The 25647-nt window shown below is 41.2% G+C and carries 30 protein-coding genes and 2 pseudogenes; 6 read left to right on the top strand and 26 right to left on the bottom strand.

Annotated features, from left to right (window positions below; genetic code table 11):
* The 8 genes from JJ692_RS09285 to JJ692_RS09250 are packed head-to-tail and all read right to left on the bottom strand — an operon-like array spanning position 1 to position 5019.
* On the bottom strand, positions 1–744 hold the full coding sequence (locus tag JJ692_RS09285) for a class I SAM-dependent DNA methyltransferase (protein WP_206534441.1): 744 nt from the start codon (positions 742–744) through the stop codon (positions 1–3).
* On the bottom strand, positions 741–1097 hold the full coding sequence (gene rsfS / locus JJ692_RS09280) for a ribosome silencing factor (RefSeq protein WP_003217467.1): 357 nt from the start codon (positions 1095–1097) through the stop codon (positions 741–743). Before rsfS ends, JJ692_RS09285 begins: the two co-directional genes overlap by 4 nt.
* A gap of 13 nt (positions 1098–1110) precedes the next feature.
* Positions 1111–1674: a bis(5'-nucleosyl)-tetraphosphatase (symmetrical) YqeK gene (gene yqeK, locus JJ692_RS09275; RefSeq protein WP_041086281.1), complete on the bottom strand. Its 564-nt coding sequence runs from the start codon at positions 1672–1674 to the stop codon at positions 1111–1113.
* Positions 1664–2233, bottom strand: a complete 570-nt coding sequence (locus tag JJ692_RS09270; protein ID WP_206534440.1) for a nicotinate-nucleotide adenylyltransferase — start codon at positions 2231–2233, stop codon at positions 1664–1666. Before JJ692_RS09270 ends, yqeK begins: the two co-directional genes overlap by 11 nt.
* A gap of 13 nt (positions 2234–2246) precedes the next feature.
* Positions 2247–2537 carry a ribosome assembly RNA-binding protein YhbY gene (gene yhbY, locus JJ692_RS09265; protein ID WP_008342507.1) on the bottom strand — a complete coding sequence of 97 codons (291 nt, stop codon included), beginning with the start codon at positions 2535–2537 and terminating at the stop codon, positions 2247–2249.
* Positions 2531–3373, bottom strand: a complete 843-nt coding sequence (aroE, locus tag JJ692_RS09260; protein ID WP_206534439.1) for a shikimate dehydrogenase — start codon at positions 3371–3373, stop codon at positions 2531–2533. The genes yhbY and aroE overlap by 7 nt, the downstream gene beginning before the upstream one ends.
* Positions 3374–3394: 21 nt before the next feature.
* Complete coding sequence (gene yqeH, locus JJ692_RS09255) at positions 3395–4495, bottom strand: ribosome biogenesis GTPase YqeH (protein WP_034661381.1); 1101 nt, start codon at positions 4493–4495, stop codon at positions 3395–3397.
* 2 nt (positions 4496–4497) lie between these two features.
* Positions 4498–5019: a YqeG family HAD IIIA-type phosphatase gene (locus tag JJ692_RS09250; RefSeq protein ID WP_008356191.1), complete on the bottom strand. Its 522-nt coding sequence runs from the start codon at positions 5017–5019 to the stop codon at positions 4498–4500.
* Between the two features lie 361 nt (positions 5020–5380).
* On the opposite strand from JJ692_RS09250, the gene JJ692_RS09245 reads away from it, so the two are divergent.
* Entirely contained in the window at positions 5381–5521 is a 141-nt protein-coding gene (locus tag JJ692_RS09245) for a sporulation histidine kinase inhibitor Sda (RefSeq protein ID WP_003217327.1), read from the top strand.
* A gap of 135 nt (positions 5522–5656) precedes the next feature.
* Here the strand turns inward: JJ692_RS09245 and JJ692_RS09240 are convergent, their stop codons facing one another.
* The 4 genes from JJ692_RS09240 to JJ692_RS09225 form a co-directional block, all read right to left on the bottom strand.
* Positions 5657–5806 (bottom strand): hypothetical protein, encoded by a 150-nt coding sequence (locus JJ692_RS09240; protein WP_162842499.1) that lies wholly within the window; start codon positions 5804–5806, stop codon positions 5657–5659.
* 78 nt (positions 5807–5884) lie between these two features.
* Entirely contained in the window at positions 5885–6613 is a 729-nt protein-coding gene (locus tag JJ692_RS09235) for an SGNH/GDSL hydrolase family protein (RefSeq protein ID WP_024423053.1), read from the bottom strand.
* A gap of 84 nt (positions 6614–6697) precedes the next feature.
* Entirely contained in the window at positions 6698–7438 is a 741-nt protein-coding gene (locus JJ692_RS09230) for a polysaccharide deacetylase family protein (protein WP_206534438.1), read from the bottom strand.
* A 170-nt stretch (positions 7439–7608) separates the two neighbouring features.
* Positions 7609–8730: a response regulator aspartate phosphatase gene (locus JJ692_RS09225; RefSeq protein WP_024427938.1), complete on the bottom strand. Its 1122-nt coding sequence runs from the start codon at positions 8728–8730 to the stop codon at positions 7609–7611.
* A 218-nt stretch (positions 8731–8948) separates the two neighbouring features.
* Here JJ692_RS09225 and sigK point away from each other — a divergent pair, with 218 nt between their 5' ends.
* From sigK to JJ692_RS09210, 3 genes and pseudogenes are all read left to right on the top strand, one after another.
* The gene (gene sigK / locus JJ692_RS09220) at positions 8949–9677 is read left to right on the top strand and encodes an RNA polymerase sporulation sigma factor SigK (RefSeq protein WP_034738387.1); all 729 of its coding nucleotides are present in this window, start codon (positions 8949–8951) and stop codon (positions 9675–9677) included.
* A gap of 698 nt (positions 9678–10375) precedes the next feature.
* Positions 10376–10825 (top strand): hypothetical protein, encoded by a 450-nt coding sequence (locus JJ692_RS09215; protein WP_241258038.1) that lies wholly within the window; start codon positions 10376–10378, stop codon positions 10823–10825.
* A gap of 21 nt (positions 10826–10846) precedes the next feature.
* A pseudogene (locus JJ692_RS09210) lies at positions 10847–11229 on the top strand (sigma factor-like helix-turn-helix DNA-binding protein); the annotation flags it as partial.
* A 244-nt stretch (positions 11230–11473) separates the two neighbouring features.
* Here the strand turns inward: JJ692_RS09210 and JJ692_RS18945 are convergent.
* The 10 genes and pseudogenes from JJ692_RS18945 to JJ692_RS09165 all read right to left on the bottom strand — a co-directional run.
* Positions 11474–11707 (bottom strand): annotated as a pseudogene (locus JJ692_RS18945) (Imm6 family immunity protein); the annotation flags it as partial.
* A 44-nt stretch (positions 11708–11751) separates the two neighbouring features.
* Entirely contained in the window at positions 11752–11874 is a 123-nt protein-coding gene (locus JJ692_RS19305; RefSeq protein ID WP_277602657.1) for an Imm6 family immunity protein, read from the bottom strand.
* Between the two features lies 1 nt (position 11875).
* A complete protein-coding gene (locus JJ692_RS09200; protein ID WP_241258036.1) occupies positions 11876–13660 on the bottom strand; it encodes a T7SS effector LXG polymorphic toxin in 1785 nt (594 codons plus the stop codon).
* A 393-nt stretch (positions 13661–14053) separates the two neighbouring features.
* The gene (locus JJ692_RS09195) at positions 14054–14470 is read right to left on the bottom strand and encodes a hypothetical protein (RefSeq protein WP_206534437.1); all 417 of its coding nucleotides are present in this window, start codon (positions 14468–14470) and stop codon (positions 14054–14056) included.
* Positions 14471–14505: 35 nt separating this feature from the next.
* On the bottom strand, positions 14506–14931 hold the full coding sequence (locus JJ692_RS09190; RefSeq protein ID WP_044332166.1) for an NUDIX hydrolase: 426 nt from the start codon (positions 14929–14931) through the stop codon (positions 14506–14508).
* A gap of 241 nt (positions 14932–15172) precedes the next feature.
* Entirely contained in the window at positions 15173–15358 is a 186-nt protein-coding gene (locus JJ692_RS09185; protein WP_044332168.1) for a hypothetical protein, read from the bottom strand.
* Positions 15359–15465: 107 nt separating this feature from the next.
* A complete protein-coding gene (locus JJ692_RS09180; protein WP_206534436.1) occupies positions 15466–16869 on the bottom strand; it encodes a polysaccharide deacetylase family protein in 1404 nt (467 codons plus the stop codon).
* Between the two features lie 159 nt (positions 16870–17028).
* Positions 17029–17583: a delta-aminolevulinic acid dehydratase gene (locus tag JJ692_RS09175; RefSeq protein ID WP_185853701.1), complete on the bottom strand. Its 555-nt coding sequence runs from the start codon at positions 17581–17583 to the stop codon at positions 17029–17031.
* Complete coding sequence (locus JJ692_RS09170) at positions 17537–18166, bottom strand: N-acetyltransferase family protein (RefSeq protein ID WP_481747505.1); 630 nt, start codon at positions 18164–18166, stop codon at positions 17537–17539. Before JJ692_RS09170 ends, JJ692_RS09175 begins: the two co-directional genes overlap by 47 nt.
* Positions 18167–18217: 51 nt before the next feature.
* Positions 18218–18511, bottom strand: coding sequence for a spore coat protein (locus tag JJ692_RS09165; protein ID WP_024423071.1), 294 nt, complete (start codon positions 18509–18511; stop codon positions 18218–18220).
* A gap of 250 nt (positions 18512–18761) precedes the next feature.
* Here JJ692_RS09165 and JJ692_RS09160 point away from each other — a divergent pair, with 250 nt between their 5' ends.
* The gene (locus JJ692_RS09160) at positions 18762–18974 is read left to right on the top strand and encodes a hypothetical protein (protein WP_024427922.1); all 213 of its coding nucleotides are present in this window, start codon (positions 18762–18764) and stop codon (positions 18972–18974) included.
* 39 nt (positions 18975–19013) lie between these two features.
* On the opposite strand, the gene JJ692_RS09155 is transcribed toward JJ692_RS09160, so the two are convergent.
* The 4 genes from JJ692_RS09155 to JJ692_RS09140 all read right to left on the bottom strand — a co-directional run bounded on the left by JJ692_RS09155 (position 19014) and on the right by JJ692_RS09140 (position 24198).
* Positions 19014–20354 (bottom strand): sugar porter family MFS transporter, encoded by a 1341-nt coding sequence (locus tag JJ692_RS09155; protein ID WP_034280034.1) that lies wholly within the window; start codon positions 20352–20354, stop codon positions 19014–19016.
* A gap of 81 nt (positions 20355–20435) precedes the next feature.
* On the bottom strand, positions 20436–21857 hold the full coding sequence (gene araA / locus JJ692_RS09150) for an L-arabinose isomerase (RefSeq protein WP_122631121.1): 1422 nt from the start codon (positions 21855–21857) through the stop codon (positions 20436–20438).
* Between the two features lie 17 nt (positions 21858–21874).
* Positions 21875–22579, bottom strand: coding sequence for an L-ribulose-5-phosphate 4-epimerase (locus JJ692_RS09145; RefSeq protein WP_122631122.1), 705 nt, complete (start codon positions 22577–22579; stop codon positions 21875–21877).
* A complete protein-coding gene (locus JJ692_RS09140; RefSeq protein WP_206534434.1) occupies positions 22573–24198 on the bottom strand; it encodes a xylulokinase in 1626 nt (541 codons plus the stop codon). The genes JJ692_RS09145 and JJ692_RS09140 overlap by 7 nt, the downstream gene beginning before the upstream one ends.
* Before the next feature lie 273 nt (positions 24199–24471).
* On the opposite strand from JJ692_RS09140, the gene JJ692_RS09135 reads away from it, so the two are divergent.
* Complete coding sequence (locus tag JJ692_RS09135) at positions 24472–25560, top strand: GntR family transcriptional regulator (protein WP_034622791.1); 1089 nt, start codon at positions 24472–24474, stop codon at positions 25558–25560.
* The last annotated feature ends 87 nt before the right edge of the window (positions 25561–25647 follow it).

The raw sequence follows: 25647 nt of genomic DNA, 5'->3' as shown, positions 1-25647 counted from the left end.
TTAAACGATGGTTTTTGGTTTCTTAGCTGAGATGAAATATCTTTCGGCGAATTCACCGGGGGCTTCATTTGTAAAATCAGCAGTCACTTCTATTTGTTCAAAGCCAGCGGACTCAAGGAACGCTGCATATGTTTCAAATGGAAATGTGCGCTGTTCATGTGTCTCATCATAACGCTGATACATGTCTCCGTCTTTTACAAAAAAGCTTAAATCATGTATGACCGAATACATGTCATCCCCTTTATCACTCTGCCAAATATAGCTGATCTCTTCATCTTGATCTGCATAAGTCGAACCTGGGAATACCTCTTCCATTTTATAAGGCGTATGAACATCAAAAAGTAAAACCCCATCTGCCTCTAAAAGCTGAAACATGTTTTTAAAGGTTTTTTTGACGTCATTTTCGTTTTTTAAGTAATTCAAGGAATCACAGCAAATAACTGCTGCCTGGAAGGCTTTCTCAAAGCCCGTAACCTCTCTCATATCTTGATGTAGAAATTGAATCGACTGCTTTTTCGCCTGGGCTTTTTGCTGCGCGAATGCCAGCATTTCTTCACTGAGGTCAATTCCTGTGACCTTGTGGCCCTTTTCAGCTAACCGAAGAGAAATCTCTCCAGTTCCACAGCCTACATCGATTATGGCAGCATTCGGCTTCATATACTGCTGGATCCATTGAACCCATTCATCATAAGGTGCATGTGTCATGAGCTCGTCATACACACCTGCAAACCCTTGATAAATCATGAGTTAATGCCAAGTGAAAGCGTTTCTCTCGGCGCATCTCCCCAAAGCTTTTCTAGATTGTAATATCCTCTTTCTTCTTTGTGGAACACATGGGCAATGACATCTCCTAGGTCAATCAATACCCATCTTGCTTCATCAAAGCCTTCCATCTTCTTTACTTCAATTCCACTTTCCTCTGCAAGATGTTTTACTTCTCTTGCAATGGCTTGCACTTGTTTATCAGAATTCCCGTGACAAATGAGAAAATAATCTGCAACAAGTGAGATTCCTTGCATATTAAGGGCAATAATATCCTCAGCCCGTTTATCATCGCATGCTCCTGCTGCGACGTTTAAAATTGATGATGAATCCATCCAAAATTCCTCCTTAGTTGTTCTTATGCACAAGCGAGTTGTAAGTAGCAAGCGTATCTGGAAAGACTGGCTGATTCTTTTTCATTAGAAAACTGATGGTGTTTTTTAATGATTGGATCAGTGCACGATCTAGATCATGTTCTGCTAACTCCCTTACTTCTTCGACACCAGGGAAATGTCGTCCTGGTTCTATATAATCTGCGACATAAATGACTTTTTCAAGTAAAGTCATGTCTGGTCTGCCGGAAGTATGAAATTCAATGGCTGTTAACACATCGTGATCATCAATTCCAGCTTCTTTTTTGACCAAATAGGCACCAACCGGGGCGTGCCAAAGCTCGGGCGAATATTCAAGCAATAAAGGGTTCATCTGTTCTTTTTGGATAATCCCCTTCATTTCTTCTTTTGGCCTAAATTTCGCATAATCATGAAAAATAGCGGCGATCTCTGCTTTTTTCACATCTGCACCGAACCGTTCCGCTAATGAAATGGCTGTCTCCATGACTCCGAGTGTATGTGTATATCTATGCTCTGTTAACTGCTCTTTGACACAGTTCAATGCTTCTTCACGATTCATATAAATGATGCTCCTTTATATAACGCTCAACAGCTTTCGGAATCAAATAATCGACAGGGTTCCCCTGCTCTATTCGCTGCCTAATCAATGTCGATGATACATCAAAAGCTGGAACATCTGCAAATAAAAGAGGATATGCCGTACTTCCAACGTAACCCGGCCTTTTCATCCCAATAAAGGTGATCATTTGAAGCAAATCATCGAGCCGATGCCATTTTGGCAAATACTCGACCATGTCCGCTCCTATCATAAAAAAGAACTGATCTTCTGGATGACGCTTCTTTAACAGATCGACTGTATCTACCGTATAAGACGGACCCTCCCGCTCCATTTCAATAAGCTCGAGCCGAAAATATGGATTTGCTTGAATCGCCGCCTCCACCATTTTTATGCGGTGATGACTATCTGCTCGTTTCCGTCCTGTTTTATGAGGAGGCATATGGTTTGGGATAAACCAAATTTCATCAAGCCCCACTTGAATCCGCACCTCACTTGCCATCAGCAAATGCCCATTATGCGGAGGATCAAACGTACCGCCGAACAACCCTATTTTTTTCATATCGCATCCACCTTTACGGCAGCTTAATTTGTTTATTTTCCTTAGATTCTTTGTAAAGGACAATCACATTTCCGATCGTTTGAACGAGCTCAGCCTTTGCACCTTTTACAAGTGCTTTCGCAACTTCTGTTTTGTCCTCGTCACAATTTTGCAATACGCTGACCTTTAATAGTTCTCTTGCTTCAAGCGCCTCGGAAATTTGCTTGACCATATTGTCATTTACCCCGCCTTTTCCAACTTGAAAAATAGGTGATAAATGATGTGCCTGTGCACGTAAAAAACGTTTTTGCTTACCTTTTAACATGGTGTTCCTCCTAATTTCTCTATGACAATTGACTTCATTTTTCCGGCGTCAGGTGTAATGCCTGTCCACAGTTCAAAGGCTCTTACTGCTTGTCCGACAAACATGCCAACCCCATCCACTGTTTTCAAGCCTAAACCTGCTGCTTCCCTAAGCAGTTTTGTTTCTATTGGATTATACACAATATCACAAACGACCGCTGTTTTTTTTGCGTTCACTAAAGAAATCGGGGTTTCTTCAACATTCGGATACATGCCGATCGAGGTCGTATGGATGATGACATCATATTCCCCAAGCCGCTCTTCTGCTGCATTTAATGTGATTGCTTGAGATGTGATTTTTCCCTCTGCACTTTCAATTAAAGCTTCAGCTTTTTCAATGGTGCGGTTCGTAATATCAAAGCTCTTCGGTGCATACTGAGCAATTGTCGTATAAATCGCTCTTGCCGCTCCGCCAGCACCAATCAAGAGAAATGACAGCTCTGATAACGGCTGATCCAAGGCTTCAAGCAATGAATGAAGAAAACCTTCTCCATCTGTATTGTACCCAACGAGCTGATCCCCTTCGCGCCGCACCGTATTGACGGCACCGAGCCGTTCAGCTGTCACATCAATTTTGTCAAGGTACTTCATGATTTCTACCTTGTGAGGAACAGTGACGTTTATGCCGCTTATTCCTAACGCCTTCATGCCGCTAATCGCATCTTTCAGGTCATCATTTTCTACTTGAAAGCCATGATAATGTCCATCAATTCCAGCGTCCTTTAGTGCTGCATTATGAATATCCGGAGACATTGAGTGGCCAACAGGGTTACCGATTACTCCGTATAAAGGTTTCAAGGTCTCTCCCCCTTTGAACATTTAAATTAACGAACGTCTCATAAACACATGAACGCCTTTTGGCGCATAAACTTTGATTTGCTTGCCCGCATCATTTGCAGTAACCCAGCCTAAACCTGAAAAGACGATGTCCATTTTTGGCTGATCAATGGTAAAGGTATGCGGAACGAGCGGCGGGAAATCTTCCATTCCCTCTTTTGATGGCGGTGACAGCAGTTCCCCTGCATGTTTTTCATATAAATCATCTGCGTTCTCGAGCTTTGTCCGGTGAATGTTCAGCTCATTTGGCATATAGCAGACAAATGATGTTCTGCCGCCTTTTACATAATCAAATCGAGCCAGTCCGCCAAAATAAAGCGTTTGTGCTTCATTTAATTGGAACGTTCTCGGTTTCAATTCTTTTTTCGGCGTTAAAATCTTCAGGTCATTTTTGCTGACATAGTGCGCCATTTGATGGCGGTTGATGATGCCCGGCGTATCGAATAAAGCGGACCCGTCATCAAGCGGGATTTCAATCGCATCAAGTGTAGTACCTGGATATTGGGATGTAGTAATGACGTTCTCTTCGCCAGATACTTCTTTGATGATTCGATTGATAAATGTTGATTTTCCAACATTCGTACAGCCGACGACATAGACATTTCTTCCCTCGCGGTAATGATCGATCGCTTCCATCACCTCAGGCACACCCTGGCCTCTGCTTGCACTGATCAAGAAAACATCGATAGGGTTTAATCCGTTTTCCTTTGCTTCCCGTTTCATCCAATGAATTAGACGATCTTTTTTCACGGATTTCGGTAAAATATCCACTTTGTTGCCGACAAGTAAAATCGGATTACCGCCGACGATACGGCTCAGCCCGTTGATCCAGCTTCCGTTAAAGTCAAAAATATCAACGACCTTCACAATGAGAGAATCTGTCTCTCCAATGCTGTGCAATATATTTAAAAAGTCGTCTTCTGTTAAAGAAACATCTTGAATCTCATTGTAGTTCTTTAACCTAAAACAGCGCTGACAGATCACATCTTCTTTCAATAGAGATGCTGCCGGCGCATATCCTAATTGATCTTTATCTTCCGTCTGAATGGCTACACCGCAGCCAATACAAACAACCTTTTCCATTATTACTCTTCCTCCCACTGAATGTGGCCCTTACGCTTTAAGGCTCCTAAAATTCTGCGTTCAATCTGCCTGTTAAACTTTGTGAAAAATCCGTCCGAGGCAGCAACAGGAACGACCAAAATCGTATGGAAGCCATGACGATTCCCGCCAAGAACATCTGTCATGAGCTGATCCCCAATGACAACCACATCTTCTTTTTTCAACTGCATATCAGCGACTGCCTTATTAAAGGCTCTTCCCATAGGCTTTCGCGCTTTATAAATAAACGGGATATGAACCGGTTCAGAAAAAAGCTTGACCCTTTTTTCATTATTGTTTGATACAATCGTCACTTGTATCCCGTGATCTTTCATTTCTTGAAACCATTCAATTAAGCGCGGTGTCGCACTTGGACGGTCCCATTCTACTAGTGTGTTATCTAGATCGGTAATAATTCCTTTTACATTTCGTTCTTTTAATTTTTGCGGTGAAATGTGGAAAATACTTTTCACAAATTCATCCGGTAAGAAATACTTCTTTAGCACAATTTGCACCCTTTCTTCCATTGGTTTTCAGCGATTGTGTCGAATCAAATCACAATTTGTCTGTCTATCGAATACAATGAAAAAGTTTTCGACATATGATGAGGACCTTCAACAGGTGTGGATAATTTTACACACATTATCCACCTATATTTCATCATGCTTTCATTCAATTATAAACACTCTACCCACAAGTTATCCACTTAACCATGTGGATAACAGAACGATTGTTCTTGTTTCCCATTCATGGTAGATTAAAGGTACTTCAAAGACAGTCGATCAACCTATGATGATATGTCTTTTCCTCAAATTTTATGCCAACTTTTTCAGGGGAGGTGTTTTTCCCATCATATGGGTTTCTAGTATGAAAAAGCTGTCAGATGATTTACTTATAGAATCGTATTATAAAGCAAATGAAATGAACTTAAATCGCGACTTCATTGAATTAATTGAGACAGAAATGAAAAGACGTTCGCTCGGGCATATGCTCTCTGTTTCCTCTTAATTCCATATCACAGGAACCATGCCTCCCGAGCACTCTCCTTTTTTAAACTCAGGTGACTGATATTATATCACTTGCGCTATAGGCTTACTACTATTTTCCGTAAAAAACACCCCTTCTGATGAAAGAAGAGGTGTCTTAATTGCAAGGCTGTTCATTCCAAAACCATAACCCTCCGCCTACGACTAAAATGACCACAAGGAACACAACAAGAAAAGCGTAACCGATTCCTGCTCCTTGTGCTGGATAAGGCGAACACGCAGGGTAAGGATAAGGACATCCCCACATATCAGTTACCTCCTTCTAGGAAGATATACTGTTAGACTATGCTGGATGAATGGTCTTGTTTAGGCAGATAGCCATCATTTAAAAATGTTTGATGACATCACGCTCTTTGATTTCGTTATAAATAATTCTCGCCCCTTTTGGTGTCATATGATTGCCAGAAGGGTCGATCAAACCTGACTGAATCAGGGCATGATCACTATCTTCTCCAGCTTCTCGGATGAAAGCTTTCCAGTTGTCGACAAGCGGTACCTGCTCATCCTTCGCTACTTCTCTTGTGATGTCATTATAAGAGTTTTGCCAAGCTCTTGCCCCGCCTCTCCCGGCAAAATAAGATGACTTATATCTGGAGTAATAATACAAGCCCTTTTTCCCGCCTTCTACAACAGGCACACAGGTCATGAGAATCGGGGTAATGCCTTCTTTTCTACTTTCAGAAATGAAGTAGGTTAAATTTTCTTTAAACCGTTTTTTCGTCACTCGGGGATGTTTCCCGTCTAAAATCGCCGCATCATTCGTACCGAACATGATGAGGACGTAAGTTGGTTTCTGTTTTAAAATATCCTGCTCAAAGCGCAGTTTCGCGTCTTCAGTCGTCTGCCCGCCAATGCCTGCATTCTTCACTTGAATTTGGCCGCGCTCGACGTTTTTCATGAGATTCACCCATTTTTCAGATGTTGGATAATCTCGAAAGTCCCAGTTTGATCCTCTTGTATTGCTGTCACCAAATGCAATAACGCTTTCTTGTACTGGCTTAGAGCACCCAGCAGCAACACATAATAGGATGAAAAGGAAAACATATTTCTTCACAACATTCACCTCCAAAAGCCCTCTTCATATAGTAAACGACAAGACTTTTGGTTTCAATGAATGAATGTTTTTGACGAATGCTGCCTATTGCATCTGAACAGGCATATATGCTTTGTCATGATGCAGCAGTTCACTTACTTTTACAAATTCATAGCCCCTCTTCTTCAACTCAGGAATCACTTGTTTCAATGCTTCTACCGTTTGCTTGCGATTTCCCCCGCCATCATGTAAAAGGATAATATCGCCGCCTTGAATATGATCAATAATTCGGCTTGCAATTTTACGTGCGCCTGGTCTTGACCAGTCCTTCGGATCTTGCGTAAAGGACCACATGACCACATCGTACCCTTGCTTTGACAGAATGCGGAATGATTTCATTGTTAAGCGTCCACCAGGAGGGCGAAATAATAAGGGACCGCCAGGCTGGAGTGAAGCGATATGAGCCGCTGATTCTTTTAATTCCCGCTTGATCTCCTTTGACGACAAAAGGTCAAAATACGTATGATTCATCGTATGATTGCCGAGTTCATTCCCTTCGTCCACAATCCGTTCTGCGATCATTGGATAAGCATGGATTCTGCTCCCTATCACAAAAAAGCTTGCATTCACTTGATGCTCCTTCAGCACATCTAATATTTGATTTGTATACACTGGATGAGGTCCATCATCAAAGGTGATCGCAATCTTTTTCCGTTCCGCTCTCATGTCCCAAAAGGCACGTCCCGTTTTTTCAAGATCGACTCGTTTTAATGTACGTGCCTCTACTTCATTAGGAACAAAAGCACATAGCAGCCATATACACATCAAGATATGCAGCCCTCTCATTCGACCGCCTCCTCCACCGAACATCATTACCGATAAATTGCCCGCTTTCGCATCAATTCATGCAAGCTTCATGGTGATATCTGCTTCTTTTTCAAATAAAAAAAGCCGGCCATATTGGCCCGCTCTTTGTGTTTCACGTTTGGTTTCTCTCTTCAACTGTCGAACGTTGCTTAGAATTCATACAGACACTCTCCTTCTTGGATTTGATTTTGAGCCCATAATAATTTCTGATAATACTGGTTGGACTTTTTGTATTGTTGAGAGGCTTCTAAGGCTGTCGCAATTTCTAGTGAGATATCCTCTATATAAGAGTATAGGCTAAGTTTTTCCAAATAATCAATGGTTTTTTGCAGTTGGTCTTCATTGATTTCCTGAACATATAAAGCATCCAGATACTCAAACATATGACAGAACAGCTGGTCTTCATGCTTCTTTGCAGCCAATTTCCCATCTTCTAATATGCGCAGGGCATCCGCCTGTTCATTCTGTCTAAAAAGCAGCTTCGCCAGCGTATAAAGCGTATGCGGAAGCGTTGGGAGCAGCTCTTTGCGGGCAAGATCAGCGGATTCCGTTAAATATCGTTCCGCTTCCTCTCTATAGCCAAGCTCGCCATAACATTTTCCTAAATTATAGAGCGCTGAACTGTAAATGCGCGGGTGATCAATTTGAGATGCGAGCTGTTTTGCCTTTTTTAAATGAGGCAGTGCCCGGTCTTTTCGTTTTAAATCTTGATAATTTCCTGAGATGACAAAGAGACATTGAATGATGCGAATCGTATACGCATCATGCTGATCGTATATTTCCAGCGCCTTTAAAATATGGTGCATGGAGACATGTGTTTGTTTCATTATATAGTAGGCTTCTGCCACTTTAAAATGAAACTCTGCCTGCTCAATATCATCAAATACCATGGACAGCTGCTTTTCTGCGACTCGATAATATTTGACGGCTTCTAAATATTCTTTTTGACTAAATTCATGCATGCCACGAAAAAATGCATGGTAATAATGCAGCATATCAGATAACTCATGATTGGAGTTTTCGATTTTATCGACTAGATTAGATACTGAGAAAGGTTGATATTTTGAAGGGTGTATATAGTCAAGCATGATTTGGTGCCGAAAACACATGAGCTGATAATAAATCAGTAAATGCTGGTCCTCTTCCATCTGTTCAATTTCCGCTTCAACTTCCGCTTTCAAGATTTCCGCATCTGGAACACTGAACTGCCGTATCATTCGATACCATTCATTAATTTTCATACCTACATGTGAAGATAGAACCTTCCCCATGTTCCGAAATTACCCCTTCCTTTTCGGTCTAATATTACATATTTTAGCACGCTTCTTGACCGCCAAGCACCGCAAAGAAACCGCAAACATAAAAAAGAGACGAACTGAAGCACGATTTTTTTGAAAAAGATGATTTTTTCATCGTACAGACACAGACAATCCTTCCTTTACATACATTTGAGGATATAGGCAGCGGCCTAAACAAGGTGGAGGTGAAAATCGTGGCAGGAGTATTTACAGCGATGGGATTGATGGTCAAAGAATTGGTGTTTTTAGTGTCCTATGTCAAAAACAATGCCTTTCCACAGCCCCTTTCGGGAGATGATGAAAAAAAATACTTAGCCCTCATGGCACAGGGCGATGAACACGCAAGAAACATGCTGATTGAACATAACCTTCGGCTCGTCGCCCATATTGTAAAGAAATTTGAAAATACCGGGGAAGACGCTGAAGACCTCATCTCCATCGGGACGATCGGACTCATTAAAGCCATCGAAAGCTATTCCTCTGGAAAAGGAACAAAGCTGGCAACATATGCGGCGCGTTGTATTGAAAATGAAATTCTCATGCACTTACGCGCGCTCAAAAAAACGAAAAAAGACGTCTCCTTGCATGACCCCATCGGTCAAGATAAAGAAGGCAACGAAATTTCATTAATTGATGTCTTAAAATCCGAAAATGAAGATGTAATTGATACCATTCAACTCAACATGGAGCTTGAAAAAGTAAAAGAGTATATCGACATTCTCGACGGCCGAGAAAAAGAAGTGATCGTCGGCAGGTTCGGACTTGATTTAAAGAAAGAAAAAACGCAGCGGGAAATAGCCAAAGAGCTTGGGATATCACGGAGCTATGTGTCACGTATTGAAAAGCGCGCGCTGATGAAGATGTTTCATGAGTTTTACCGGGCGGAGAAGGAGAAACGGAAGCGGGAGAAGGGGAAATGAAAAATGAACTTCCTAACTTCTTACAAAAACAGACCTCACTAGGTCTGTTTTTTATTTCGGCAATAAGCTACTGTCTCGCTTCATTTCTTTTGATAATAGCTACCGTCTTAGCCCTCAAGAACAATGGCAAGATTTTGGTGATGAACTTTGGGTCATGCACTTAGACATGAAGGAAATCAACTGATTATGCCCCACTGTTTAGAGAATTGTGGAAAATGCAGGACAAACGGTTTGCATATAAGTTTTGTATTTCAACTTTTATGTTTAGAAAAATAATAGCTATTCAGACTTATAATAATTTCACAAATGAAATATCAGCACTTTTTAATGTTACATACGAATTCACCACCGAACGTTTTGTGACTTTAAACCCATGCTATAAGTCATGAATTATTTTGTCTAATTTTGTCGAAAATCACCATTTTAATATTTTCTATATTATAATGTTTCCTGTATTACTAAAATGTGTATATAGAAGGGTGCAGACTATGAAAAAGCTAAACTAATTTTATTCTTATGCTTTATGGCAGTTCTAACTGCTTGCGGTAACACTAACAGCTCAACTGAGCCGGCAAAAAAAAGAAGAAACGAGCAAAGAGGCTTCAAAAGAATCAGCACAAAAAGAGAATAAACCAACGTCAGGACGTTTATCAAAGATCGGGGAGTGGAAGAAAGATAAAAATGGTTCAACACTGACTTTGAAAAAGATAAACAACAAACAAAAAGAAATAGATTTAAGTCCTATTAAGATGAAAATACAAGATGTTAAAGTTTTTGAATACAGTAATTTAGGTGAAGACGATAAAGAGCTTCTTTCTGATAATCAATATGAAAAAGATAAATATCATAGAATACAAATTACTTATACGACTGAAAACACTTCCGATAAAGATGTTTTGTTTTCTGGTGTTGATGTTATTACCACTAATACAAAAAAACAAATCCAAGTCAATACGGCTAATTTGTATACGGATAAAGGTGTTGGTTCTTTTTATGGTAAAGTCGAAAATGAAGGTATGGTTGTAGTTCCTTTACTGGTAGATGATGTTTCGGATTTGAGTTCAATCACACTTCACTTAAGTAATGTATATCTAAATGACGAACCTGAATTATTGCATGATGGGGCAAAAGTTAAATTCGATTTTTAAATTCTGCACCCCCCTCTTGACATTAATAATGAAATTCTCATGCACTTACGCGCGCTCAAAAAAACGAAAAAAGACGTCTCCTTGCATGACCCCATTGGTCAGGATAAAGAAGGCAACGAAATCTCATTAATCGATGTCTTAAAATCCGAAAATGAAGATGTGATCGATACCATTCAGCTCAACATGGAGCTTGAAAAAGTAAAGGAGTATATTGACATTCTCGACGGCCGAGAAAAAGAAGTGATCGTCGGCCGGTTCGGCCTTGATTTAAAGAAAGAAAAAACGCAGAGGAAAATAGCCAAGGAGCTCGGGATATCGCGGAGCTATGTGTCAGAAGCGCGCTGATGAAGATGTTTCATGAGTTTTACCGGGCGGAAAAGAAGAAACGGAAGAAGGGGAAATGAAAATAAACTTCCTAACTTCTAACAAAAACAGACCTCATGAGGTCTGTTTTTAAATTCGACAATAAGCTACTGTCTCTCTGCATTTCTATTGATAATAGCTGCCCTTTATTCATAGCGCACAATTAATCTAATTTAAATGACTGCGATGTCCTCTTTTTTAATTAAATATATTTTTTTATGATCGTGATCTTTGCTAGGATAATGATCAATTAAATATTTTCTCAAGGTATTTAATTCATCCCTATCAATCTTTTGATTCAATTGCATTTTCCCACATTACAATTAATGTTTCATCGTCTACTACCTCTAGCACTTGAGGAACAAATTTTTTATTTTCTCGTTTATACGCTTGATACGCTGTGTAAGAAACTGCATCTAATACTGAATACCAGCCATATTGTTTTTGTTCATCTTTTTCTTTAGTAGCGAACTCAGCTACATCCATATAATCTTCACTATCTATATAATTACATAAATCTTCTGCACTTAACTCTTTGCCAGAAAGCCATTTCCAACAATCATCTAAAGCTTTTCTCCTATGTGGTAACCATCATCTTCTTTATCTATGAATGTATACATTTTTTCAGCTATTGCTAATCCTAGAGCAACTTTAGCCTCTTCACTAAGGTCATTTATAAAATCCATTCTATAGCCTCTTTCCTATTTTTTTCATTTTAACTACATTTTCTGTAACACCATTTTTAACATCAAAAGATAAAGTATCTCTTGGATGTGGGACACTTGGATCTCGTTCTGTTGTTACTTTTATTTTCAATTCAGGATATTGATCTGTCAGTTGCTTGAATATTCCTCTTTCCTCACTTGGAACTCGATCAAACAGACCTTTTGTACATTTATTACAAACTCCATTTGGATTAGATTGATGGATATTTAGTATACCTTTTATCTCTTCTGGTTTAAGTCCTGCCTTTTTAACCGCGTCCTCAAATTCTGCGATTACGCCTTCTTCTGCATGATCCATAAATTGAGCGTGCCCTCTAATTGATCTTTTATATGGTGCCTTAATTTTCCGATCAGGATAAACTTCATCTAATGAAGGCAGACCTCCTTCTTTCCTAACTTTTGGCGACCCACCTTCGAACACGCTACGTTCCAAACCTTTGACATCTGTTTTTCCTACAGCAACAGTTTGAGTTTCTGGAACATTCCACTTCTTCCGTAAACGATCTAAGTCAGTCTTTCCTACGCTTGCTTGATTAAGGTGGTTGCTTTTCTGATTAATTCCCATTCTGCCATTAAACCCTTTCGCTCCAAACGGCAAAAGCATTCCAAGCGCCGCATTCATACTCGCTTCCTGCTGTTCTTTTGAAATCTTGTTTCCAAACATGTCTCGGCCTGTAATTGCTTCGCTGAAGCCGTTGGTGGCGGTGAGTCCATACAAGCCTTTTTGAGATGTTTTCAGGGCGTCAAAAGATTTTTGCGATGTCTTGTAGATATCGACCGCCCTGACTGCGGCCGATGTGGCTTGGGTCGTTTTATAGACAGCTTTTCCGCCTTTGAAAATGCGGCCTGCCCAGCCGACGATTGGGATGTAGCCGGCTGCTGCCATGCCTCCTGCCGCGACTCGCTGTCCTGCGGTGAGTTCCTCCCCTGTGATTGGATCAACGCCTGTTGCGGCACGTTTTGCATCGTTCACGCCGGTCAGTTCATTCACGATGGTTCCGCCATAATCTAGGGCTTTTTCATACCAAGGGCGGTTGGCGAGCGCTTCTTGTTCCTTCGCAATCTTTCGGGCTTCTTCTTGTTCTTTTTTGATTTTCAGATATTCAGAAGTTTGCTTTTCAATATCGCTTTTTACCTTGTAGATTTCGCTATTTTGATACGCTTTCTTGTCAAAATTCATAGGCGAAATCGCTTTTCCGTCATTTGTCGCATTCATCATTTCAGCGTACAATGCCATTGTAGCTTGCTGTTCCGTCTCTGACAAAGCATATTCATCTTTTAAATTTTGATCAAGCTCTCTTAGTTCTTTAACCGTCTTTTTTCGTTCATCTTCCGCATCTTCTATTTTTTCATCAAAGGTTTGGCTATCAAATACCTCTAGGGAAATGAGGTCATCAATGTCTTGAAAAATCGTTTTGAGTGCCTTTTTTTGATCTTTCACAATGCTTTTGGCATTCTTGATGCCCATATGTACTGCGTTGTCTAAAAAGTGTTCCTCTATAAAGGTATCGCCGCCAAAGCTCGTATCATCCAGTGTCCCAGAAACACCTTCATGAAAGGCTTTTTGCTTATCAATGAAGCTGATAAACATGTCTACATTTCCGGCGAGCTCTTTATAAAAGCTTTTAATGTTATCGGCACCTTTCCCAGTGAAGTCGTCACCGAGGTTGGCCACACCTTGTAATGCCTTTTTTAAATCTACCATTTGTTCGCGGAGTTCCTGATAGTGTTTTGCCCTTGTGTCCATTGCACTTGTTAGTGCTTTTGCATCAAGTATCTTCCCCAGAAGAATTCACTCCTTCCTATTCATTGACAAGGTCAATTTTACCAACACAAAGTTTGTCATTAAATAGGAATAAAGATACAAAAACAGCACTCAAATGATTTAGAGTTCTCGAAACTTTAAACCTGTAGTAAAGGGTACTCCTCAATATTAGCCTACTTCGTCCCTCTTCTCATATTCCGTTGAAAACGTTAACCCGTAACTTTTCTGATCAAAAAACAATAGCCATCTCTCTGTTTTAAACTCTTAACACACCTTCATAATCAAAACCTTGCTCATCATATCCTACATGTAAATGCATACTCTCTCATCTAAACTATGTATCCTTTCTTCTGTACACACTTTCACCTTACTCCCCTACCTTTTCACATCATGCTGAAAATGAATATTCCTCAACTCGACCCATTCAACAGAGTCCGGTACCTTTTTTGTCGTCACAAAATGTTGAACGATTTCATACGCCTGATTACGATCAACATAGCTGCATGATGGCACATACAATGGTGATCCAGCGATCAAATGCTCGATCGTTTCGATCTTTTCTACCTTTTGAAAAGGGACTAAAAAATCTGGATATCTGATGATAAAGAATCCATACGGTTCAGTATAAAAGAAAACTAGACTTTCACTTTCCCCATCTTCCTCTATCTCAATGGAAGATTCCCCGTTACCTTGTTTCCAATACTCTTCACCCTCCTGAAAGAAGATTCTTTTCATGAATTCTTCTCCAGGTTTTTCTATCGGAGCTCCTGTAGGCCCGTAGTATAAAAACATCAATATCGCTCCTTCATGCCTATATCAATTTGGATTTAACCAATTGTTCTATTCCCCTCAAAATCATAAAAGGCTTGTGTTTGTTGGTTTAATTTTAGCATGTGATATAGCTTTGGGTTTAGCTTTTGAAAGGTTTGAGTGCTGACCCATTTTACTTCTTCAATATCCTGATCCGGATCTAGAATGTTCATCTCTCCCCCGATCATTTCCGCAAAGAACGTAATGATAAGCGCATGATGTTTTTTATCTTGAAAGAACGCTTCTCGAACCGAATGAAGTTCATTTACTTTGACAACATACCCTGTCTCTTCTTTCACTTCGCGGATGACAGCCTGCTGCAGGTGTTCAGCTTTTTCCACAGCACCGCCTGGAAGTTCCCAATATCCCTTTACATTCTTGACCGTTAAAAGATTTTCTTCCTCGTCATAAATAATAGCTGAAACTACGTCTACTCGTTTCAAATAAATCCCCCTCAACATTCTCCATTCACATCAATTGCCCGATATATGACACGAACTGTTCATTTTATCATTCTTATTATACTGGTTGTGCTCGTGGGATTTACAGGAAATATCGTTTCTCTTTTGAGACAAATCAAAGCGTCCAACGAGAAAATCATCCAACTGTTAGAACAGCAAAAACCGAAAAAATAAAACCTCACGCATCTAGCAGGAGGTTTTTGCCATAGGAGAAATCTTCCCCTTACTCATCAAATAACATATTTCTGATTCGCCGAATATAATGAAGCGCAATATGAGCGAGACATAAAATGAGCCCAATCATCGCAAGAATATAGATGGGCAGCATCAAACCAGGTACATAGTTTACGACAAATCCCAAACTAAACGCTGTCAGCATATATATGCTAATCAACCTCATCAATACCATTCGAAGCCCTCCCTTTCTACAATCACTTTAACATATTTTCCCTTCATTCTCATAATTGGCTTTAAAAAAGATGCGAATCCATTAAGACTCGCATCTTTTTTACGTATTCAATTCACCTTTTTCGCCCGTGCTTCCTTCCACTGCTCAAGCTCCGAGACTGTTAGTAATTGATATCCTTGTTTGGTCAATTCCTTGATGATCGTGACAGCCGCGTTGGCAGAGGTGTCATAGATGTCGTGCATTAAGACGGTTTCTCCGCTAGACGCATGTGTAAGAATGTAGTTGGCAACGTATTGGCTGTTGCGATATTTCCAATCTTCGGGATCTACATCCCAAAGCGTAACTTTCATGTTGACAGCCGAGTTGATCTGTCCGTTTGTTCCACCATATGGCGGTCTAAAGTGAGTCGGTGTGAACCCGCCTGCTTTTTCAATGATTTGCTGCGTATCTTCTACTTGTTTGATGGCTTGTTTTAATGGCAGTCTTGTGAGTAAAGGGTGGTTATAGGAATGATTTCCGATTTCATTTCCACCTTTTCTGATTTCACCTAGCATATCGGGATAATATTGAACCCTGCTTCCTAGTACAAAAAATGTCGCGTGTCCTTTGTTTTCTTTTAAAGCTGTTAAGATTTTTGAGGTTGTTGATGGATTTGGTCCATCATCAAATGTAAGGGCAATGGCTTTTTGATTTGGGTTGAATACTCCCTGTTTTGGCAGTTTTACGATCTTTCTTTTTGCGATTGGTTCTTTTTTCTCGTTTTTGTTCTTTTCTTTATTAATGTATTCTGGCTTTAACATTCCTTTAAGCAGTGTTTTCTTAATCGCCAGCACTTGAGGACCTTTTTTGTCTGGTGCAATTTGCCCTGCTGGGAAGTAGAATTCAATAAAACGATCTTTGATGGCAAAATACTGATAATGCTCTGCCTCAGGAGATGTTCCTTGTTTAAGCAAATGCTCGTTTTCCGCAAGAGAGCGATCTTTTTTTAACTCCTCAAATGTCATTTGAGACAGTTTTTGCAGACTTTTTTTCTTTGATAAAAATAGATCATCTATTGATAAAAACTGCTGTTTCTTGAAATCAAAATTGAATATCTTCGTTTCATGTGCGCCTTTTACTCCGCCTTTCCATTCATATGTATTGAATTTGATCGCAGCAGTTTGTTTGGCATAATGAGTAATCTCATAATCTATGTTTAATTCGTATCGATGATCTTCATCGACATCACTTGCTTCACTAAACGATGTTTTGAATTTGTCCAGCGCTGTTTCTGCAAATCTTTTCATCTCTTGATCTAGCTTTTTTTGATGAAACACAGGATAGTTCACAGCATATCTCAAGTATCTCCCGTCATTCACGAGGGTCACAATTTCAACTTCTTTATAGCTCGCATCTGGTTCTACCTTCTTCTTCTCTGTCCCGCTTGCCTGCTGATTATGATAAAACGCAGCGATTCCGATGATCATCGCAAGTCCGCATAGGACGAGACTGACTTTCCATTTAATTGACACAATGATTCTCCTCTCGTGATGCCGCCATGCCTGAATGACGTGTGTTTGTAGGATAGACTTTGCATGCCCCCATTTTAGTTTGCAAATCACACATTTGTCACATTTCCGACACATTTTTGGAGAGGAATAAAAAAAGGACTTGATTTCTCAGTCCTTTGATTACTTTTGCATATATAATTGAAATAATTTCGTTTCTTCATCAATGGAACGCGCTCGATCAAATGCCGCTCTGACTGTCTTTGTATTGTTCATGAGCTCGTACAGCATGGTCAGCACAAAGATAAATGCTGCATTCCCATCGATGTAATCGTCCGGTGCTGAATAAGATGCAGCCCCTGCCTCTAAGAAAGCATCTGCTAGATTTTTCTCTCCTAGTGTGCAGCCTGTAGAGATGACATGAACTCCTTCTAATGAGGCATACCGCTTGATTTCTTCCGCTCCAAAGGCAGTATCTCTAGGCTCCTCATCTTCGTAAACATCTTCCCCTAATTCAGGCATGATAAATGCTCCTTCTTCACCGTGAAACGATAAAAGAAGGTAATCTATTTCTCTTCTATTTCTACCAGATAACACATGAATCAGGTCATTCGGTCTTCCAATCCAATGCATATCGACTTTCGCGCCGAAGTTTTCAAGTGCTGCACGCAGTGCAAAAGATTCCAGCTCACTATTGGGTCCTGCTGCTAATGTGATGCGCATGGCTTGTTGATCCACTTCTATCTCCTCCAGATTTTGATAAAAATAAAACCATTTTTTCCTCATCTACATATGTATCAGTCCATTTTAGCGCTTTTTCTTCGACAGCGTACGACTCAAATCCAACAGAGCGATAGAGGCGTTTAGCTGAGTGATTAGTTGTCACCACCGATAAATACATTTGCTCGATATCCTGCCGTTCTCGCGCGAAGGAAAGAGCTTTTGTCATCAAGGACTGGCCTGTTCCTTTTCCGCGTGCACTAGGTGTTACATACATCGCTGTCAGATTCGCTCGGTGCTTTAACTTCTGCAAGGTTTCTTGGAGGAGCGTGACTGCCCCCACAAGCTGCCCTTGATGAAAAGCACCAAAAGTCCACATAGATTTCGCCGAAGCAAAACGCACTTTATATTTATCCTCTATATTGATTCGCTCTTCCTCATAGCTCATCGCAAAACCCTCTGGATTTAATTGCAGTGCTTCTAGTCTGAGTGCTGCATATTCTTCAGCATCATCTGGTGTTAACAATCGAATATTCAGAAAATCGCCTCCAAAAGAATGATGGATACTTCTAATTTTATCTTGAAAAGAACTTTGGATCAAAATTTTATTCCTAAATATAAAAAGGCATCCCATAAAAGGATGCCCCCTTCATTACCACTTACAGCGCTTCACCGGACGGCAGCAAGGGTTTTTGATATCACTGCCGCAATCGTATTCTTCTACAATATACTCGTTGTGAGTCGATTCAGTGACCGGATAGTAGTTTTCGATTCTTTTGATGTTTTTATTGACGTTTGTGATATGCGTTGGGTGAATTTTTCTGATCGTTTGTTCATTCGTTCTTGTGTTGACAATTTGACGTGTGGGGAAAACAACCGTTTCGTCTCCTCCTTGGTTTCCTCTGCGAGGTCCAAAGAAGAAATCATCTAATCGATTTCGGCTCATCTTAACACCCCTTCAAGTTGTCTTTCACTTACACTCTATCGTATGTCAGAGGCACCTTTCGTGATTAGATGCATGTCTATTTTTTAAAAAATCCACTCTCTATCTAGTTTTGTCTTTCTTTACAAAAGGGCAATTTTAACATATTATACAAATGGTACATTAAGAAGAAAGAACATTCATGAAAACAAAACATCAGCTCTTTTTATTCACTGCATATTTTCCACTCATTATCAAATAAGAGGTGAACGATATGATCAACACGACACAGCCATTCGAACGAAACAAGCTAGACATTGCACTTGAACTAACTCAATTACATCTGAATCAATATCAAACAAACCATCCTGATCAGCTGAGTGAAATCTATGCGAAATATTACGCGCTGCTTGAAGTGCTGGATTTGTCTTCCTATGATCAATTGATTGATTTACTGCCAAATGAGCTCAAACAGACGCTTGAGTAAAAAACCATCTACCCACATGGGATAGATGGTTTTCTTTATTTATACACGTGCTGCCATATCGGTTTCGATTTGCTCTAAGCTTCTTCCCTTTGTCTCGACTAGCACAAAACGGGTAAATAACAGCCCGATTAAGCAGATGACTCCGAATGAGGAGAAAATGACCCCAAAGCTGAATTGATCAGCCAGAATAGGGAAAACGAGTCCAACTGCTAACGATCCGGTCCAGTTAAAGGCAGAAGAGATACCTGCTCCAATACCTCTGACAGAAAGCGGGAAGATTTCGCCGATGATGATCCAGGTGATCGGTGCCCACGAGAAGGCATAGCACAAAATAAAGCAGCAAAGTGAAATCAATGTCACCCAGTTTAAAATTCCTTCACTAACGCCAAGTGCCCCTAATGCGGCGGGAGCAAAGAAAGAAAGAGCCATGCCCGATCCTCCTACGGTGAGAATCGTTCGGCGGTCGAAGCGGTCAACAAATTGTAAAAAGATCACGGTCGTGACGACAAAAATGACACCGACAATGACTGTAAAACCTGCGGCAACCTGCGGCGCAAGGCCTACATTCCGAGCGATACTCGTTGCATAATAGACAATGGAGTTCGCGCCTTGAATTTGCTGAAGGGTTGCCATTCCAACCCCAATGAAAAGAGCCATTCTGAATTTCTTTTGAAACAATTCACGAATCCCCGAGCGTTCTTCTTTGGCGACTTCTAAAATTTCCTGCATTTCTGATTCGATTTCTTCACGGGAAGAACGCAATGATCCTAATACTTCCCGTGCTTTATGAGCCATGCCGTGTTTAATCAAATATCTCGGAGATTCAGGAAGCTTCAGCATGCCAATATAAAGCACGATCGCAAATAAAGCGGCACTTCCCAGCATCCAGCGCCAGCTGTCCGGGATGGGCTCAAACACAAACGCAACAATATAGCTGAGCAAGAGTCCAGTTACAATCATGAGCTGATTGAGTCCAGATAATTTCCCGCGGATTTTAGCAGGAGCGATTTCAGACATGTAAGCCGGAACCAATGATGAGGCTGTTCCTACTGCTGTCCCTAAAAAGATTCGAGCGATGGTGAGTGAAATCTCTTCTGGTGCGACAGCTGATCCGATCGCCCCGACAAAAAAGATCACGGATGAGACCAAAATGAGTTTTCTGCGGCCAAATTTATCCCCTAAGAGACCGCTTAAGATGGAGCCAATGATGGCGCCGCCCATTAATGAAGAGACAACGATTCCAAGCCATAATGGGCTGAGCTGAAATTCTTCCTGAATATGTCCTTCCGCCCCTGCAATAATACCAATATCATATCCAAATAAGATGCCTGCAAAGGACCCGAAAAAGAAGATAAATTTGCTTGACACTTTTTTCTCCAAGTGGATGACCCCCTCACTTAATTAACCGCTTTCATTTCACCCAGTGCTTCTACTGTAACCAGTAGAAGACCTTTCCCCCTTCTATAAAACCACATATTCTGCATCGACTAGCTTTGCAAAATGAACAATTTGATCAACCGTTAAATTGAGAGACACGACTGTATGGTGGCCTCCACCTTCTTTAATCCATGCTTTGACGCCATCCTGAAAATTCGGTTTGATTTTCCACAATACACGCGCAACTGGTAAATGAGGTGCTGCTTCCTCTGGCTCAAAGGCTTCGACTTCTTGTATGAGCCATTTGAAATGTGTTCCAAAATCCGCTATAGAGACAACGACACCCTCGCCTGCTTTTCCATCAAACACAAGACGTGCTGGATCTTCCCGGTTTCCGATCCCAAGTGGAGACACGACAATGACAGGTTTTGTATGAGCGAGCGCTGGATCTACTTCCAGCATATGAGATTGCAGCACCGCTTCCTGTCCAGACGTCATTTCATACGTGTAGTCCTCCATAAATCCAGTGGATTGATGATGACTCATCACCTTTAATAAGCGGTCCAGTGCGGCCGTTTTCCAATCACCTTCCCCCGCAAAGCCGTATCCCTTTGCCATCAGCCGCTGTACCGCAAGTCCAGGCAGCTGCTTCATCCCATGTAAGTCTTCAAAGTTTGTTGTAAAGGCATGATAGCCGCCTTCATCTAAGAAACGTTTGATGGCGATCTCATATCGCGCCTGCACCTTGACACTTTTTTCCCACTCTTCAACTGAATACGTTCCATAATTCACATCATATTGCGTTAAATACTCAGCAAATAATGCATCTACCTCTTCGTCTTCTACTGCATTTACATATTCGACGAGATCGCCTATTCCAAAGTAGTCAACGGTCCATCCTAATTGAATCTGCGCTTCGATTTTATCGCCTTCTGTCACAGCCACATGCCGCATGTTGTCACCAAACCGGGCTACTTTGATGTGAAAGCTCTCATGATAGGCAGCCGCAACGTCCATCCAATCAGCAATTTGCTGCTGCACTTCCGGCTTAGACCAATGACCGGTCACAATTTGGTTTTGTTTATTTAAACGTGCATTGATATAGCCATATTCTCTGTCTCCATGTGCGGATTGATGGAGATTCATATAGTCCATGTCGATCGTGTCCCACGGAATCTTTTCATAATATTGTGTAACAAGATGCAAAAGAGGCTTTTGCAAAAGACTGGTGCCGCGTATCCACATTTTTGCTGGAGAAAATGTATGCATCCACGTCATCACACCGACAACTTCATCGCGATAATTAACCTCTTTCATAAGCTTTGTGATTTGATCGGCACTGACAGCCAGTTCCTGCAAGATCACTGGATAAGGAAGTAAACCGCTCTCATTTAAAGCATCCGTCATCTTTTGTGCATCTGCTTTTACTTTTTTCAGTGCTTCATCACCATATAAATGTTGTGACCCAACGATAAACCAAAACTCTTTTTTCAGGCTTGTTAACATAGATATCCCTCGTTTCTTTATGTTGAAGGTTTTTGTCCATAGTACGCATGCTTTCCATGTTTTCTTAAGTAATGTTTATCTAAAATTCGCTGCGGCAATGGCTCAGCAAATTCGTTCAATTGCTTAGCAAAAAGATTCATCTTGGCGACTTCATCTAAAATCACACTGTTTGTGACCGCACTTTTTGCATCCTTCCCCCATGTAAATGGACCATGCCCTTGAAGCAAAACACCCGGCACCGCCATCACATCTAGGTTTCTTTTCTCAAACGTTTCGATGATCAGCTTGCCCGTTTCTACCTCATAACCCCGATTGACTTCTTCTTCTGTTAGAAAACGAGCGCACGGAACGGCGCCGTAAAATGTATCGGCATGTGTTGTGCCCATTGCTGGTAAATCAAGTCCTGCCTGCGCCCAAACGGTTGCCCACATGGAATGGCTATGTGAAATGCCGCCAATTTCCTCAAAGTATTTGTAAAGAACTGCATGTGTAGCCGTATCTGACGAAGGGCTCAATTCTCCTTCCACCACTTCACCATCAAAGTTCACCACGACCATATCTTTTGCTGATAGTTGGTCATACGCTATGCCGCTCGGCTTAATTACAAACAAACCACTGTCACGATCACATGCACTGACATTACCCCATGTAAATTTCACAAGTCCGTATTTTGGCAAATCTAAATTTGCTTGATACACTTCTTCTTTTAAGCGATCTAGCATACCGTCGTCACTCCTTTCGTTGGCATCAGATGTGCTACCGCCGCTTCTTCAATCGCAAGCCCATTTTGATAGCGCTTTAAAAATTCGTCAAAGCCTTTGACATCGAGTGGATCGGGCTCCATGAGCTCTTCTGATGTATGGGCAAATACGCAATGGGTGAGAAATTCAGCCAATGTTTGCTGCTGATGATGGACCATATATGAAGCAAGGACAGCCATCCCAAACGCACCGCCTTCTCCAGCTGTTGAAACAACTGATACAGGTGTATTCAGCGCTGCGGCAACCATTTTTTGTCCAACGAGCGGTGTTTTAAATAATCCCCCATGCCCTAGTAAGCGGTCAATCACTACATGTTCCTGTTCCTTTAATCGGTCCATGCCTATTTTCATAGCACCAAAAGCAGAGAACAAATGGGTACGCATGAAATTAGCAAGGTTAAAGCGGCTTTCAGGAGACCTGACAAAAAGAGGTCTTCCTTCTGGCAGTCTCGTAATATTTTCACCAGAGTAATAGCCATAGCTTAAGAGTCCGCCGCCATCTCGATCTGCTTCTAAAGCTTGCTGCAATAAGGATTCGTATAACCTTTCTGACTCCACTTGCAGGCCAAGTGCTTCAAATGCCTCTTTGAATATATTCATCCAAGCGTTTAGGTCACTTGTACAGTTATTCGCATGAACCATCGCAACTGGCAGTCCATCCGGCGTCGTAACCATATCCACTTCTGGATAAACACCTTTTAGATCCTGCTCCAGCACAAGCATGGCAAAAACCGACGTCCCAACAGAAATATTCCCTGTCCGTCTTTCTACACTGTTTGTCGCCACCATGCCCGTTCCAGCGTCACCTTCCGGCGGGCAAAATGGAATGCCTGGCTGCAAATGTTTTCCTTGATCCAAAATGGCTGCCCCTGCTGCCGTTAACACGCCAGCTTCTTCACCTGCTAAATAGACACGCGGCAGAATGTGGCGAAGCTTCCACGGATAGCCTTTTTCTGCAATCAATGCTTCAAATTGCTGGAGCATTTCTTCATTGTAGTCCTTCGTTTGTTCATCAATCGGAAACATCCCTGACGCATCGCCAATACCAATGGCCTGCTTTCCGGTTAACAGCCAGTGAATATATCCTGACAAAGTGGTCATATATTCTAATCGGGATAGATGTTTTTCATCTTCTAATACCGCTTGATACAAATGGGCAATGCTCCATCTTTCTGGAATATGAAATTGAAATACGTCTGTCAGCTTTTGACTCGCCTCGATGGTCGTTGCATTCCGCCATGTTCGGAACGGAACGAGAACCTCTCCTGTATGATCACATGCCACATAGCCATGCATCATCGCTGATACCCCGATTGAGCCAATGGTTTGAATGGTCACACCATACTTTTGCTCGGCCTGTTCTTTCATCTCTCGATACGCCACTTGCAGACCTGTAATGATATCAATTAAGTTATACGTCCATATTCCATCCTGGAGAAAACTTTCCCATTCATATGCACCTTGTGCAATTGGCTGAAATTCCTCATCTATTAAAATTGCTTTAATTCGTGTTGAACCAAATTCAATGCCTAAAGATGTCCGTCCTTCTTTCAAGGCTTTGGCCGTCTCTTTGTGATCCACTCTACGTTCACCCCCATTTTCGATAGCGGTTTCAATTTTCTTTTTCGAGATTCATTGATTCTCTGGTACAATCACAATATAATATTTGTACGTACATATGTCAATAATAAATATAGTTGTACATACATAATGCGACAAAAACTTTCATTTTTTCTGAAGGGGTCATAACAGAAAAGGGAAGCGCCTGTTTTTGATCCGACAACCATGTTAAAATATGTCCATACAATTTCTTCTCAATCCGAGTAGATGATCAACTGAGAAAGAAGTGAAACGATGAAAAAGAAGTACCAGATCATTATTGATGATATAAAAAGCAAAATACTCACAGGGGATTATCGGATCGGGGAGCGTATTCCAACCGAATCAAGCCTGCAAGACATGTATCAAGTAAGCAGACATACAGTTCGAAAAGCCATCTTGGAATTGTCCAGCGAAGGATTTTTGCGCAGCGAAAAAGGTTCAGGCACATTTGTAACCAATCAATATCAAACAAAACCTGCGGGACATGCACATATGAAAACGATTGGGGTCATTACAACATACATATCCGATTACATTTTCCCTTCTATCATTCGAGGCATTGAAAGCCGATTAAACGAAGAGAACTATTCTTTATTGCTGGCAAGCACAAATAACGATGTTGAACAGGAGAAAAAAGCGCTGGAAATGATGCTGTCGTTTGGTGTGGACGGACTTATTGTCGAGCCGACGAAAAGCAATTTATATAACCCAAACATTTCGTACTACTTATCCTTTAAAGAACAGGATGTACCGCTCATTATGATCAATGCCTATTATGAGCAGTTAGAGGTTCCTTTTCTCTGTTTGGATGATGTAAAATCCAGCTATTTAGCCACAAAAGAGCTGATCACCTCGGGCCATCAACAAATTGGGCTTATTTCAAAAACAGATGATTTACAGGGAAAATATCGGATGAAGGGCTATATTCAAGCGCTAGGTGAAGCTAAGCTTAATTTCCTGCCTGAGCATGTGCTCTTTTTCGATACAGAATCAAAGCAGCATTTGGGGGAGCAAATTAACACATTTCTAATGGCGCACCAGCATGAGCTGACTGCCCTTGTTTGCTATAACGATGAGGTGGGATTAGAAGTCGCCAATGTATGCAGCGAAATCGGGCTGTCCATTCCAGATGATCTCTCGATTATTGGACAGGATAATTCGTATATCGCCCAGAAAAATGCCCATGTGAAGCTGACAACACTGACCCATCCACAGGAGCAAATGGGCCGTGATGCAGCAGACTGGATGATTAAAAAAGTACAAGGAAAAAAGAATCTCCCTGATCAAACGTTTTACGAGCCTGAATTGGTTCCAGGTGAAACGATCAAACGAATAAAATGAGCCCCTACTCCAAGTGGCTCATTTTATTTTAGATTCCAGCATAAGGCGTGAATGGGTCGGATCGCTGAAATGAAAGACATGGGTTTC

It is taken from the genome of Bacillus sp. 3a (assembly GCF_017161885.1).
Classification (GTDB): Bacteria; Bacillota; Bacilli; order Bacillales; family Bacillaceae; genus Bacillus; species Bacillus safensis.
This window is presented reverse-complemented; position numbering and strand designations above follow the sequence as displayed.